Annotated in this window: 10 protein-coding genes; 5 read left to right on the top strand and 5 right to left on the bottom strand. The window is 63.9% G+C overall.

Going from position 1 to position 13,207, the window contains the following annotated elements:
* Positions 1-263: 263 nt before the first annotated feature.
* The 3 genes from K2U94_RS08110 to miaA form a co-directional block, all read right to left on the bottom strand.
* Positions 264-1,901 (bottom strand): autotransporter outer membrane beta-barrel domain-containing protein, encoded by a 1,638-nt coding sequence (locus K2U94_RS08110; protein ID WP_243066731.1) that lies wholly within the window; start codon positions 1,899-1,901, stop codon positions 264-266.
* Between the two features lie 332 nt (positions 1,902-2,233).
* Complete coding sequence (locus K2U94_RS08105; RefSeq protein WP_243066730.1) at positions 2,234-3,562, bottom strand: MFS transporter; 1,329 nt, start codon at positions 3,560-3,562, stop codon at positions 2,234-2,236.
* Positions 3,563-3,586: 24 nt separating this feature from the next.
* Positions 3,587-4,507, bottom strand: coding sequence for a tRNA (adenosine(37)-N6)-dimethylallyltransferase MiaA (gene miaA / locus K2U94_RS08100; RefSeq protein ID WP_243066729.1), 921 nt, complete (start codon positions 4,505-4,507; stop codon positions 3,587-3,589).
* On the opposite strand from miaA, the gene serB reads away from it, so the two are divergent.
* Entirely contained in the window at positions 4,499-5,434 is a 936-nt protein-coding gene (gene serB / locus K2U94_RS08095) for a phosphoserine phosphatase SerB (protein ID WP_243066728.1), read from the top strand. The two genes, miaA and serB, sit on opposite strands and share 9 nt — an antisense overlap.
* 4 nt (positions 5,435-5,438) lie before the next feature.
* Here the strand turns inward: serB and K2U94_RS08090 are convergent, their stop codons facing one another.
* On the bottom strand, positions 5,439-6,152 hold the full coding sequence (locus K2U94_RS08090) for a winged helix-turn-helix transcriptional regulator (protein WP_243066727.1): 714 nt from the start codon (positions 6,150-6,152) through the stop codon (positions 5,439-5,441).
* 106 nt (positions 6,153-6,258) lie between these two features.
* Between K2U94_RS08090 and K2U94_RS08085 the strand changes: the two genes are divergently transcribed.
* Positions 6,259-7,389, top strand: coding sequence for an acyl-CoA dehydrogenase family protein (locus K2U94_RS08085; RefSeq protein ID WP_243066726.1), 1,131 nt, complete (start codon positions 6,259-6,261; stop codon positions 7,387-7,389).
* Between the two features lie 88 nt (positions 7,390-7,477).
* On the top strand, positions 7,478-7,714 hold the full coding sequence (locus K2U94_RS08080) for a hypothetical protein (RefSeq protein WP_243066725.1): 237 nt from the start codon (positions 7,478-7,480) through the stop codon (positions 7,712-7,714).
* Positions 7,715-7,768: 54 nt separating this feature from the next.
* On the opposite strand, the gene K2U94_RS08075 is transcribed toward K2U94_RS08080, so the two are convergent.
* Positions 7,769-8,539 carry an FCD domain-containing protein gene (locus tag K2U94_RS08075; protein WP_243066724.1) on the bottom strand — a complete coding sequence of 257 codons (771 nt, stop codon included), beginning with the start codon at positions 8,537-8,539 and terminating at the stop codon, positions 7,769-7,771.
* A 178-nt stretch (positions 8,540-8,717) separates the two neighbouring features.
* On the opposite strand from K2U94_RS08075, the gene K2U94_RS08070 reads away from it, so the two are divergent.
* Positions 8,718-10,337 carry an L-lactate permease gene (locus K2U94_RS08070; RefSeq protein ID WP_243066723.1) on the top strand — a complete coding sequence of 540 codons (1,620 nt, stop codon included), beginning with the start codon at positions 8,718-8,720 and terminating at the stop codon, positions 10,335-10,337.
* 64 nt (positions 10,338-10,401) lie between these two features.
* Positions 10,402-13,206 (top strand): FAD-binding and (Fe-S)-binding domain-containing protein, encoded by a 2,805-nt coding sequence (locus K2U94_RS08065; RefSeq protein ID WP_243066722.1) that lies wholly within the window; start codon positions 10,402-10,404, stop codon positions 13,204-13,206.
* Position 13,207: the final 1 nt, after the last annotated feature.

Here is a 13,207-nt window from a genome sequence, read left to right as displayed (position 1 = left end):
CACTCTTCTCCTTTGTCGCGCGCCTGCGCACGGAATCGAGTTGGTCGTCCAAAATTTTTTTATGTTACGCCAATATTGATAAATTAGTCACGAATTGCGCGACTTTGGAATTGGGCGGAACTACGGAAGCGCCCTATAAATTTTATTATTTTAAAACGACTTACGAATGCGCTTCTGGAATTGCGGAAACTACGGTGTCGGATGTCGCAACAAGGCCTCAGGCGGGATTGAACAGGTGACGGGCTCCCACTCCTCCGGAACCGTCAGGAAAAGATGAAGTCCTGCGGCCTGAGCGCAATCAGGCTATGCACGACGACGTCATTGCCGGAACCGAAGGTGATCGTGCTTTCGTGGGTCGAGGGATTGAAGGCCGAAATGTCGAGCTGACAAAAGTCGCAAACCCCCAAGGCGCTGACATTGATGTGGTCGGTTCCCCAGTTTGATCCCTTTAAACCCTGGCCGAAATCCTCGATCTTGTCGTGGCCGTTATTGGCGTAAAAGGTGAAGGTGTCGTCGCCCCCTCGCGCATTGCCCAGCATGACCCGTGCGTCGCCCCACATGTCATCATTGCCCGTGCCGCTGATTAACGTATCATTGCCGCCGCGAGCGCCGCCTGACATGGTTTGCGCATCGCCGATGAGAACGCTCTCATATGTGCCAGCCAGGTGCGAAGGCCCGGGATCATTGCCGCCGACAAGCTTGTCGTCGCCGCCCCGGGCATTGCCGGACATGGTCTGGGCGTCGCCGATGAGCATGTTGAGCAAGTCGGTGAAATGGGTGAAATAGCTGGCGCCGACGAGCAGATCGTCGCCGCCCTGCGCATTGCCGAACATGGTCAGGGCGTCACCATAGGCCAGACTCCTGCCCTGGCTCGCCGACGCATTGCCTATGAATGTATCGTCTCCGCCAACGACATGATCGCTCATATTGCCGCCGGCGTCGCCGTAGAAAACGGTGCTGGTCTCGTCGCCGGCCTGGAACGTGTCCTTGCCGCCGCGCGCGTGACCGGACATATCGCCCCCGGCGTCGCCATAGAATGTCGCGGAGCCAATAGCGGCATTATCGGTGAAACGATCGTTTCCACCCAAGGCGTGATCGCTCAAATTGCCGCCGGCGTCGCCGTAAATGACATAATCGTCTTCGGGGCCCGACGTCGTGAACGTATCGTTGCCGCCAATGGCATGGCCGGACATGTTTCCGCCAGCATCGCCGTAGCTCGTGATTTTGGCGTCGGGAGCGCCGCCGAGACCAAAGGAATCGTCGCCGCCGCGCGCGAAATCCATCATGTCTCCGCCGGCGTCGCCATACATGGTCATTGGCTGGTGGGCGAACGGCGTTCTTTCAGACACCGTCAGGAAGGTGTCGTTTCCACCCTTGGCGTGGCCGGAGAGATTGCCGCCGGCGTCGCCGAACATTTTGATGCTCATGGTGTGAAGCGCGGCAACATCGACGCTCAGCGTGTCATTGCCGCCGACGGCGTGGCCGGAAATGTTCCCTCCCGCGTCGCCATACATTTTGATATTGACGAGATCGGTCGAAGACGGGCCTGAGATGAGCGCATATAAAATGTCGTCGCCGCCGACGGCACGGTCGGAAATGTTCCCGCCGGCGTCGCCGTACATATTGATGTTGAAAGGAAAAGTCGAAGCGGCGGTGATGAGCGCATTCAAGGCGTCATTGCCGCCGCTCGCGCGGTTGAGAATGTTCGCGCCAGCGTCGCCGAATAAATTTCCAGACCCATAGCTTGTCAGCGTGTCGTCGCCGCCGACCGCCTTGTCGCGCAGATCCACGCCGGCGTCGCCAAAGATCGTATTCGTCGGGTCGGAGCCCACCAGCGTCTGGTCTCCGCCATGCGTTTTTCCGCTGAGAGAACCGGCAGTATCGCCGTAAAGGATTGCCATCACTCTTCTCCTTTGTCGCGCGCCCGCGCAGGGAATCGAGTTGGTCGTCCAAAATTTTTGTATGTTGCGCCAATATTAATAAATTAGTCACGAATCGAGCGACTTGGGAATTAGGGGGAACTACGGAGGCGCCCTATAAATTGTATTATTTTAAAACGACTTACGGATGCGCTTCTGGAATTGCGGAAACTACGGTAACCACTCGACCTGCTGAAAATGGATACGCAATCCCTGGATATTTTGTTTGGCGCCTCTCAGTAGTCGATATGGGCGCGGACCTGTCGTCTCCTGTCACCTCGCCGCCCTGCCTGCTCCGCGTCGTCGGCGCGCGCCTATTCGATAACACGGCCGGCGGGCGTTTCGCCGTCGGCATAAGCGATCAAGTCCTTTGGAACCAGAGCGATCAACGGCAAAATCGCGGCATAGACCAAAGTGATCGCCGCGACGCAGACGCCAAAGCCGCCGAATTCCTGGTAGAGCCTCGTTCCGAGAACATCGCCGAAGCGTGAGACGATATAATAAAGCCCGCCGGACAGCATCAGAACCGTGCCCTGCAGTCCGGGCGGGCAGGACCGTATCAGCAAATCCATATAGGCCGCCGTAGCGACGCCGCCCATGACGCCCATGGGCGCCGCGGCATAGAGCGCGCCCTGCGCGTCATGGACGAAAAGCAGCGGCGTGAATTGCGGCACGGCGGCCAATGTGCCCCAAACCAGCAGGAGCTTCAGCGCGAACCGCCGGCAGAGGAAGACATAGGCAAGGAATGGCGGCGTGAAGGAGGCGGCGAAAATGGCGTTCCATTCACCCCAGACGCTGTCCGGCGCATGCAACGTGTTTTGCAGATAATATTGCAGCGGCGTCTGCGAGCCGGGCGCAAAATTCCAGAACAGCCAGATCGCCAGGGCCGGATAGATCGCGCGGCAGCGGAGCAGCCTTTTCACGTCGTCGAGAAGCGGCGTTTTTTCCACCCGCTCGTCGGCAAGATTGTCGAACACGGCTTTCGGCCGCAGAAAACCGAAAAGACTTACGCAAAAGAGGATCGCCGCGCCGCCGAGAAAGAGCGGGCGCGTCGCGTCGTTCATGCCTTCGAGCCGGTCGCTGATCCAGCCGCCGGCGAGAAAGGCGGCGACGCCGGGAAACGAGGCGAAAATATTCCACATCGCGCTGATGCGGCCCGACATGGCGTGCTGCTGGCCAAGCGCCGAGGCGAGGCCGTTCTGGGCGCTGCTGAGCATGAGAGCGGCGCAGGTGAGCGGCAGCAGCGCGATCAGCAGATAGGCGACCGAAACCGGGGCGAAGGCGAAAGCCAGGTAAAGCGCCCCGCCGATGGCGCCGAACAGGGTCAGGAATCCGCGGTCTTTCATGCCGAAGGGGTTGAGCGTGTCGCGAAAAAAGCCGAAAAGCCCGGAAAAATAGAGCGGTATCGCGGCCAACAGGCGAAATCGCGCCAATTCCTCCGGGCTGAGATGCAGCTTGTTCTTCAGCAGAAAGCTGATCGACACGTCCATCAGCCCGCCGTTGGGATCGCCGAAGGCGAGTAGAGTGATCAAAGCGCCGAGATAAAGGAAAATCGTCCGGCGCGCGCCCGGCGCGAGAAGGGTGACCTTGACCTCGTTCGTCGCGATCGTGTCGCCCTCCGCAGGCGCCTGCGCGCTTCGCATCGTTCAGCCTTTCCTACAAAAGCCTCACGCGATTTCGATCCATTCGAATTCCGGCAATTGCGTCCGCGCGAATGTGAATTGCCTCTTGGCGTATTGCCGGCTGTCGCGCTTGCCTTTCTCCACCGCCGTTTCGAGCGAAATCTCGCCGCGCAAAAAGGCCATCAGGCCCGGGACGCCGACCGCGCGCATCGCGGGGAGCGCGGAGTCGAGACCGCGCGCCATCAGGCGGCGGGCTTCGTCGAGGGCCCCCTGCGCCATCATCCTGTCGAAACGCGCATCGATTCGGGTGTAAAGATTTTCGCGCTCCGGCGCGAGGAAGAGGCGATGGCAGCGCGCGGCGTCGAGCAAGGCGCCCTCGCGCGCGCCCTGGAAAGTCGCGAGCGGCGCCCCCGCCGCCTCGAAAATTTCCAGCGCGCGCAAGATGCGCTGCGGGTCGCTCGGCCGCAGTCTCGCCGCCGTTTCGGGATCGCGCGCACGCAATTTCGCATGCAGCTCCTCGGGCGGAACGCCTTGCGCCTCGGCCCGCACCCGGGCGCGCACTTCCGCCGGCACGGCGGGAATATTCGACAGCCCATGCAGCAAGGCCTTGAAATACATGCCGGTGCCGCCGACGAAAATCGGCAGGCGGCCGATCCTGCGCGCCTCCTCCAGCGCCGCGCGGGCGTCGCTCAGCCATAGGCCGACCGAATAATTGCGTTCGGCGCCGATATGGCCGAAAAGCAGATGCCGAATATCGCCCATTTCCCCAATGGTCGGACGCGCCGAAAGAATCGGCAGATCCCGATACACCGCCATGGAATCGGCGTTGATGACGACGCCGTTCCTCTCCCGCGCAAGGTCAATGGCGCGAGCGGACTTGCCGCTGGCCGTGGGTCCTGCCAAAAGAACGGCCTGAACATCCTTATCGATCGACAAGTTGCGAGCGTTCAAATCGTAATGACCCATATCGCCACTTTGGTCGGCGCGCCCGGCGCGCAAGTCCTGACGCCCAATCTTCTCGCCGCCGCCGCCAGGCGCCTGCCAGGGGCCGGCCATCCCGTCATTCTTTCGGCCGGAGAGGCCGCCGACATTCCTTTCGCACCCGGCGCGGCCCATGGCAATCGCGCCGATGGCGGCTTCGCCGACGCCTCCTATTGCCGCGCCGCCGTCTCCGTGCTGCGGCTCGGCCTTGGCGACGCGCCGGTCGATATTTTCGTCCAGCCGGTCGAGGGACGGCGCAAGAAACTGTTGCTCGCCGACATGGATTCGACCATGATCGGGCAGGAGTGCATCGACGAACTGGCCGATTTCGTCGGGCTCAAGGGAAAGGTCGCGGCGATCACCGAACGCGCCATGCGCGGCGAAATCGCCTTCGAGCCGGCCCTGCGCGAGCGTGTCGCCCTGCTTGCCGGCCTCGACGCCGGCGTGGTCGAGACGGCGATTGAAGAGCGCATCACCCTCACCCCGGGCGGGCGGACCCTGGTCCAGACCATGCGGGCAAATGGCGCCTATACCGCGCTGGTTTCCGGCGGTTTTACGGTTTTCACCTCGCGCATCGGCGAGGCCATCGGCTTCCAGGAGAACCGCGCCAACACCCTGCTGATCGAGGACGGCAAATTCGCCGGGCGGGTCGTGGAGCCGATTCTCGGCAAGGCGGCCAAGCTCGCCACGCTGAAGGAACTGACCGCCGCCCACGATCTCGCGCCCGAGGAAACCCTGGCGATCGGCGACGGCGCCAATGACCTCGCCATGCTGGAGGCCGCCGGCCTCGGGGTCGCCTATCACGCCAAGCCTGCGGTCGCCGCCGCCGCCCAGGCGCGGGTCGATCATGGCGACCTGACCGCCCTGCTTTACGCTCAGGGCTATCGCGCGGACGAATTCGTGACCGCCTGAGCGATCAGCCTGCCGCCGGGCGGGTCTCGCGCCCGGCCGGCTCCCGCCCCGCCCGCGCGAACAGGCTCAAGGCGAACCACGAGCGGAAGGCGGCGACGTCGCGGCGCGATCCGTCGAAGGTCAGCTGCTCGTCCCTTATCGCCTGGTCGATGGACACATGGCCCAGCCAGACGCGCGTCAGCGCCGGCAGACTGGTCTCGACATAAAGATCGACATCGAATCCGGGATCGATGGTGCACAGATCCACCAGCCCCGGCTCGAACACCAGCCAATAGGCCCGCCGGCCTTCGGGCGCGCCAGAGAGATGGAATTCCGTGACATAGCGCCGTTCGCCCTCGCCGACGGGGTTGCGGACGTTGCGGCGTATGTCCCACATCAGCAGATTGGGGTCGAGATTGGCCGCGGCGGTGAGATCGTGCCGCAGCCAGCGTTGCGCCCACAGGCCCATCTGCTCGATCACCGGGAACAGCTCGCGCCCCGCCGTGGTGAGATGATATTCGCCGCCGCTTCGATGCTCGACAATGCCGGCGGCCTGCAGCCGCTTGAGCCTCGCCGACAACAGGGCCGGCGACATGCGCGGCACGCCGCGTTGCAGATCGTTGAAGCGCACCGAGCCGCACAGCAATTCGCGGATGATGAGCGGCATCCAGCGCTCGGTCAGAACCTCGGCGGCGACCGCCACCGGACAGAACTGGCCATAGGATTTCTTCTCGACCATGGCCCATCATAGCACGTTCGCGCCGACCAAGCGCTTCACTTCCTGAAGTTGTCATCGCAAGAGACCGGCGCCACCCTTGCGAAAAATCGGAAAGGGAGGTTCCGCCATGACCGTTTTTCTCGACCTGAAAGCGCTCCCGCAGATCATCGGGCCGCGCATCGCGGAAGGTGCCGCCGAACGCGACGAAAGCGACGCCTTCGTCGCCGAGAATTATAAAATCCTCAAGGAATACAAACTTTTCTCCGCCCTTGTTCCGTCCGATCTCGGCGGCGGCGGCGCGCGGCACAGCGCCATGTGCGGCTTCCTGCGCGAACTTGCGCAATATTGCCCCTCGACCGCGCTTTCCCTGTCGATGCACCAACATGTCGTCGCGGCGGCGGCCTATCACCACCGCAACGGCCGGCCGGGAAGGAAATTGCTGGAACGGGTCGCGGCGAGCGAAGCCGTGCTGATTTCGACTGGCGCCAATGACTGGCTCGAATCGAGCGGGACGGTGGAGCGCGTGGACGGCGGCTTCCGGGTGACGGCCAAGAAGCCGTTCGGCAGCGGCTCGCCGGCCGGAGACATGATCGTCACGTCCGCGCCCTACCAGGACCCAGGGGAAGGATGGCAGGTCCTGCATTTCGCCATTCCCTTCACGGCGCAGGGCGTCTCGCTCGCCGACGATTGGCGCGGCCTCGGCATGCGCGCCACCGGCTCGCGCACGATCATCCTCGATCGCGTGTTCATTCCCGACGACGCCGTCGCGCTGCGCCGCCCGCGCGGCCGGTTCCATCCGGCGTGGAGCGTGATCCTGACCGTCGCCCTGCCGCTAATCATGTCGGTTTATGTCGGCGTGGCGGAGGCCGTCGCGGAAAAAGGTCTGGCGCTGGCGAAGAAGCGCGGATGCGATTCGGTGACGCCCTGCCTTCTCGGCGAACTCGGCAATCGCCTGACCACGGCGCAGATCGCGGCAGACGACATGGTTCGGCGCGCCAATGATCTCAATTTCGAAATGAGCGTGGATCTGGCCGGCGCCATGCTGACCCGCAAGACGATCGTCGCCGAAAATGTCCTGGCGACGGCGGAAAAGGCCCTTGAGGCGGCGGGCGGCGCCGGCTTCTACCGCGCGGCGGGAATCGAACGGCTGTTGCGCGACGCCCATGCCGCCCAATTCCATCCCCTGCCGGCGAAACGCCAGCAGGTCTTCACCGGCCGGCTCGCGCTGGGCCTCGACCCTGTCGGGGAGGCCGCATAGCCGGTCCAAAGCTGTTTTTAGCGGTTTCAAGGGAACAGTCGCCACGTTCGAAAGTTGCTTGAGGCGGTTACGAAAGCGGGAGGACAATATGGGACGCCATTATCTGTCAGCTATCGTCATTCACGTCACCGAGACGCTGGACGAATCCGGCCTACGCGGGATCGAGTGCGACCTTTGCGGCCTCGACGGCGTCATCGCGGCCAAACATAGCCCCGGCCGCAATCATGTCCTGATGGTCACCTATGATCATGAGGAGACCAACGCATTCAACCTGCTGGCGCCGCTGAAGGCGCGCCAGCTGCACGCCCAGTTGATCGGGTTTTAAGAGGCGAGTCCGTCCGCCGCGAAAGCCGCCTGTTCGCGGTCTGGCCGCGCCGGGTCATCCGCTCTGGCGCGCCAGTAACTCGCCGCGCCCCATGCGCCGCAGCACCCGGGCGACACGCGCATCGTCCTCGCGTATTTTCTTGAGCGTCTCGCCGGTCGAACGCATGTGATAGGACGCGGCCGCCGCCGCCTCCTCCGGCTTGCGGGCCACAATCGCCTCGCCGATCGCGAGATGCTGGGCGAGCAGCTGGTCGCGAAAGCCCTTGTGCGCATAGAGCTGGTTGCGGTTGTAGAACACGCCGCGCCGGAGCATGTCGGAAAAGGCGCGCATGATGTGCAGCAGCACGATGTTGTGCGAGGCCTCGTAGATCAGGACATGGAGATCGGCGTCCGCGCCGGCCTCCGCGGTCGGGTCGTCGAGCTGATGCGCCGCCTTCATCCGCTCCAGGCAGGCGCGGATCGCCTCGATTTCATGTTCCGTCGCGCGCAGCGCGGCGAGCCGCGCCGCCTCGCCTTCGATCAGTCCGCGATATTCCAGATAATCGAGCAGCGCCTTTTCATTCGATTGCAGGATGGCGACGAGCGGCTCGGTCAGCGGGGCCATGAATTCGGCGACAATAGTGCCCGCCCGCGTCGTCTCGAGCAGGCCGCGCTTTTGCAGGCTCTCGATCGCCTCGCGCAGACATGGCCGCGACACCTCGAATTTTTCCGCCAGTTCGCGCTCGGAGGCGAGCCTTTCGCCTGGCCGCAACGCCCCTTCCAGAATCAACTGTTCGAGATGTTCGGCGATCGACTCGGCAAGCTTTTGATTACGAACGGGTTCCATATCTGGTGTCCTGAATTGCCCTTTTAGACTAACACCCCCCACTATTTTGTCCACGAGGCCTTGATGGCCTGAAAAAAATCAATTAGGGATTTTTGGTCAATTTTTATGACCACTCAGCGATGGCGACCAGGTAAACATACCATTCGGCGCCGCTGGCTCAGCTCCTCGGGGAGGAACCATGTTTGCGCAGCTTTTAACGCCGATCGGCGATAGCCTCGCCTTGTCTTTCATCGTCGCGACCCTGCCGGTCGTGACGGTCCTGATCCTGCTCGGCGTGTTGCGCCGTCCGGCCTGGCAGGCCACGCTCGCCGGTCTTGTAGTCGGCCTCGTCGTCGCGATCATCGGCTGGAGGATGCCGACCGGCCTCGCCCTGGATTCCGTGGCGAACGGCGCGGTTTTCGCGCTCTGGCCTGTGATGTGGATCGTCGTCAACGCTTTGCTGCTTTACAATGTCGCGGTGAAATCGGGCCGCTTCGACGCCTTCCGCGCCTGGGTGTTCGAGCATCTTCCCAACGACCGGCGCATCGTCCTAGTCGTGGTCGGTTTCTGTTTCGGCGCGCTACTCGAAGGCGTCGCGGGCTTCGGCACGCCGGTCGCGATCACCAGTTCGCTGCTGATCCTGGTCGGCTTCCCGGCGTTGGAGGCGCTGATTTTCGTGCTGATTTTCAACACCGCTCCCGTCGCCTTCGGCGGACTCGGCGTGCCGGTGACGGTGCTGGGCGAGGTCACCGGCCTGCCGGCGCCGGCGCTCGGCGCGATGATCGGCCGGCAATTGCCGATCATGGCGCTCTTTCTGCCTTTCTACGTCATGATGATTTACGGCGGCCGGCGCTCGGTCCGCGCCCTCTGGCCGGTCCTGCTGGTCGCCGGCGGCAGTTTCGCGTTTTCGCAGTTCTTTTCCTCGAACTTCCTCGATTACGCGTTGACCGACGTCCTGTCATCGCTCGGCTCGCTGGTCTTCACTTTGCTTTTCCTCCAGGTTTGGAAGCCCGCGCCCGATCCGGAATTCGCCATCAAGGCCGAGACTTTCGCCGAAGAGGCAACGTCACGCGACGTCGCGCCCTGGCAGGGTTGGCTGCCGTGGTTGATCGTTTCGGGAATCGTGATCGTCTGGACCCATTTCGGCGTCGCTCATCTGGCCGAGCAGAAAATCCACTGGCCGGGACTCGACAAGGCGATTTCGATCACGCTTTACAACAACAAGCCCTATACCGCCGTCTGGGCCTTCCAGCCTTTGGGCACCGGAACCGCGATCCTGCTGTCCGCGATCATCAGCGCCGCCTTGTTCAAATTGTCGCCGAGCGCCTTTTTCGGATGCGTCGGCACGACCCTCAGGCAGATCTGGCTCGCGGTCGTCACGGTGATGTTCATCGTCGGCCTCGCCTTCCTGATGAACTATTCCGGCCTCGCCTATACCCTGGGCTATGGCGTCGCCTCGACCGGCAAGCTCTTCGTCCTGCTCTCGCCCTTCCTGGGCTGGGTCGCGGTGATGCTCGCCGGCAGCGACACCTCTGGCAACGCCTTGTTCGGCAATCTGCAGGTGGTGGCGGCGAATCAGCTCAATCTCAACCCGGTGCTGTTCGCCGCGACCAATTCTTCGGGCGGCGTGATGGGCAAGATGGTTTCGCCGCAGAACATCGCCACCGGCGCGGCTGTGACCAATCTCAAGGGGCATGAGGGGGCGATTTTCGCCGGCACGTTCAAACACAGCATCTTCCTGACCTTCCTGCTCAGCCTGCTGGTCGCCCTGCAGCAATTCGTGATCCCCTGGGTCATCCCGGTCGTCGACAAACATTGAGCCGCGCGGGCGCCGGTTTGGACCGGCGCCCCTCCCATCGCCCCAGACGTCACGGAGTCGCGCCATGCAACACCAGTCGGCCGCCGGCGGTCTTGCTTCGGAATTCGAAACGATTCTTCCCAAGGAGCGTGTCTTCGCCGACCCCTTGCGCCGCCTCGCCTATGGGACGGACGCGAGTTTTTACCGCCTGACCCCGCAAGTCGTGGCGGTGGCGGAGAACGAGGCCGAAGTCCTCGCCCTGCTCGAGATTTGCCGCCGCCGCAAGGCGCCGGTGACTTTTCGCGCCGCCGGAACCTCGCTGTCCGGCCAGGCGGTGACGGATTCGGTCCTGATCGTGCTGGGCGAGGGTTTTGGCGGCTTCGCTTATGACGAATCCAATCAGGTCGCCCGTCTCGGGCCCGCGATCGTCGGCGGCGAGGCCAATCGCCGCCTCGCGCCGTTCGGCCGCAAGATCGGCCCCGATCCGGCCTCGGTCGCGACAGCCAAGATCGGCGGCATCGCCGCCAACAACGCCTCCGGCATGTGCTGCGGCGTCGGCCAGAACTCCTATCACACGCTGGCGTCGCTGCGGCTCGCGCTCGCCGACGGCGCGGTCCTCGACACATCCGATCCCGCGAGCGTCGCCGCTTTCCGGCGGTCTCACGCCGCGCTGCTCGATGGGCTCGCCGCGTTATCAGCGGAAATCAAGGCGGATGAGACCACCGCCGCGCGGATTCGCGACAAATTCCGCCTGAAAAACACCACCGGCTATGCGATCAACGCTCTGGTCGATTTCGACGACCCGATCGACATTCTCGCCCATCTGATGATCGGCTCCGAGGGGACGCTCGGCTTCCTGTCGCGCGTCGATTACCGCGCCGTGCCGGAATATCGGGACAAGGCCTCGGCGCTGGTCGTGTTCGCCGATCTCGCGACCGCCTGCCGCGCGGTGAGCGCGCTCAAAAGCGCGCCGGTCGAGGCGGTGGAGCTGCTCGACCGCGCTTCGCTCGAAAGCGTCAAGCACAAAAAGGGCATGCCGGTCGAGGTCGATGCGCTCGGTCCCGACGCCGCCGCGCTCTTGATCGAATCCCGCGCCGCCAATGCCGACGATCTTCGCGCGCAACTGGCCTCGATCGCGGAAACCATCGATCCGGCGACCACCCTCAATGGCGTGAATTTCACCTCCGATCCGGTCGAATCCGGCCGGCTCTGGGACATCCGCAAGGGAACCTTCCCCGCCGTCGGCGGCAAAAGGCCGCCGGGAACCACGGTCATCATCGAGGACGTCGCCTTTCCGGTCGCGCGCCTCGCCGAGGCGACGACCGACCTGCGCGCGCTGCTCGACGCCCATGGCTACGCGGAAGCGATCATTTTCGGCCATGCGCTCGAAGGCAATCTCCATTTCGTCTTCGCCCAGGGCTTTGACTCGGAGCGGGAAGTCGCGCGCTACGCCAGCTTTATGGCGGCGGTGGCGGAGCTCGTCGTCGGCAAATATGACGGCTCGCTCAAGGCCGAGCATGGCACGGGACGCAATATGGCGCCCTTCGTCGAGCGTGAATGGGGCGCCGCCGGGACCGCCGCGATGCGCCGCATCAAGGCGCTGATCGACCCGGAAAACCTGCTCAATCCTGGCGTGCTGATCAACGACGATCCAGAAATCCATCTCAAAAATCTCAAAGCCATGCCGGCGGTTTCGGCCTTAATCGATTCCTGCATCGAATGCGGCTTCTGCGAGCCGCAATGCCCCTCGAAAGGCCTGACGCTCTCGCCGCGCCAGCGCATCACATCCGCGCGCGAAATGCGCCGGCTGCGCTGCGACGACCCGCAGGCGCCGCAATTGACGGAAATGGCGGCGGCCTATGACTACGCCGGCGACGCCACCTGCGCCGGTTGTTCCTTGTGCTCTACGGTCTGCCCGCTCGAAATCGACACAGGCTCCTACATCCGCACTTTGCGCGCGGAGAAGCGCGGCGGCGTCGCCAGGACGATCGCGGGCGGGCTCGCCAATCATTTCGGCGCGACGTTGAATGCGACCCGCGCCGGCCTCGCCGCCAGCGGCCTCGCCCGTCGCGTGTTGGGCGACAAGCCGGTGCTGGCGGTCTCCGACGCCGCACATCAGGCGCTGGGCCTGCCGCGCCTCTCGCCGGCCATGCCGCGCGCCGCCTGGCCGGCCGCGCCCAAGCCGGCGAACGGCGCCCTGCGGCCGGTTCTGTTCTTTTCCTCCTGCGCCAGCCGCGCCATGGGGCCAGCGGCGGGCGACGACAGCCCGCCGCTGCTCGACGTCGCGGCGCGGGTGTTCGCGCGCGCCGGCTTTGCGCTGGTCCAGCCGGAAAACCTCGACGAACTTTGCTGCGGCCAGCCCTTCGCCTCAAAGGGCTTTCCCGAGATCGCCAAGGCCAAGGCCGAGCAATTGGCGCAACATCTCGCCACCGACGGCGCGGCGATTCCCATCGTCATCGACGCCTCGACCTGCGCGACGCGCATGGCCGCCTTTTCGGGCCCGCATTTCCGCCCGCTCGATCTCGTCCAGTTCCTGCGCGACGAAATCGCGCCGCGCCTGACCATAAAACGCCTGCCGGAGACCGTCGCCGTCCATGTGACCTGCTCCTTGCGCAAGGTGGGCCTCGCCTCGGCCTTGATCGAACTGGCCGAAGCCTGCGCGGAAAAGGTGATCGCGCCGCCCGGCGTAACGTGCTGCGGCTTTGCCGGCGACAAGGGCTTTTCCCATCCCGAACTGAACGACCACGCCCTGCGCCACCTGAAGGAGAGTCTGCCGGCCGAATGCCGCGAGGGCTATTCCTCCAACCGCACATGTGAGATCGGCCTCGCCGCCCATTCCGGCCGCCGCTACCGCTCGATCCTGCATCTGGTGGACGCCGCCTCGTCGTGAC

Origin of the sequence: Candidatus Rhodoblastus alkanivorans, from assembly GCF_022760755.1 — a bacterium.
Taxonomy (GTDB): Bacteria; Pseudomonadota; Alphaproteobacteria; order Rhizobiales; family Beijerinckiaceae; genus Rhodoblastus; species Rhodoblastus alkanivorans.
This window is presented reverse-complemented; position numbering and strand designations above follow the sequence as displayed.

Excerpts from the sequence above, each read along its gene's own strand:
- miaA (WP_243066729.1), bottom strand. The coding sequence starts at position 4,507 with ATGGGTCATTACGATTTGAACGCTCGCAACTTGTCGATCGATAAGGAT.
- K2U94_RS08110 (WP_243066731.1), bottom strand. The coding sequence starts at position 1,901 with ATGGCAATCCTTTACGGCGATACTGCCGGTTCTCTCAGCGGAAAAACG.
- K2U94_RS08090 (WP_243066727.1), bottom strand. The coding sequence starts at position 6,152 with ATGGTCGAGAAGAAATCCTATGGCCAGTTCTGTCCGGTGGCGGTCGCC.
- K2U94_RS08085 (WP_243066726.1), top strand. The coding sequence starts at position 6,259 with ATGACCGTTTTTCTCGACCTGAAAGCGCTCCCGCAGATCATCGGGCCG.
- K2U94_RS08070 (WP_243066723.1), top strand. The coding sequence starts at position 8,718 with ATGTTTGCGCAGCTTTTAACGCCGATCGGCGATAGCCTCGCCTTGTCT.
- serB (WP_243066728.1), top strand. The coding sequence starts at position 4,499 with ATGACCCATATCGCCACTTTGGTCGGCGCGCCCGGCGCGCAAGTCCTG.
- K2U94_RS08065 (WP_243066722.1), top strand. The coding sequence starts at position 10,402 with ATGCAACACCAGTCGGCCGCCGGCGGTCTTGCTTCGGAATTCGAAACG.
- K2U94_RS08080 (WP_243066725.1), top strand. The coding sequence starts at position 7,478 with ATGGGACGCCATTATCTGTCAGCTATCGTCATTCACGTCACCGAGACG.
- K2U94_RS08075 (WP_243066724.1), bottom strand. The coding sequence starts at position 8,539 with ATGGAACCCGTTCGTAATCAAAAGCTTGCCGAGTCGATCGCCGAACAT.
- K2U94_RS08105 (WP_243066730.1), bottom strand. The coding sequence starts at position 3,562 with ATGCGAAGCGCGCAGGCGCCTGCGGAGGGCGACACGATCGCGACGAAC.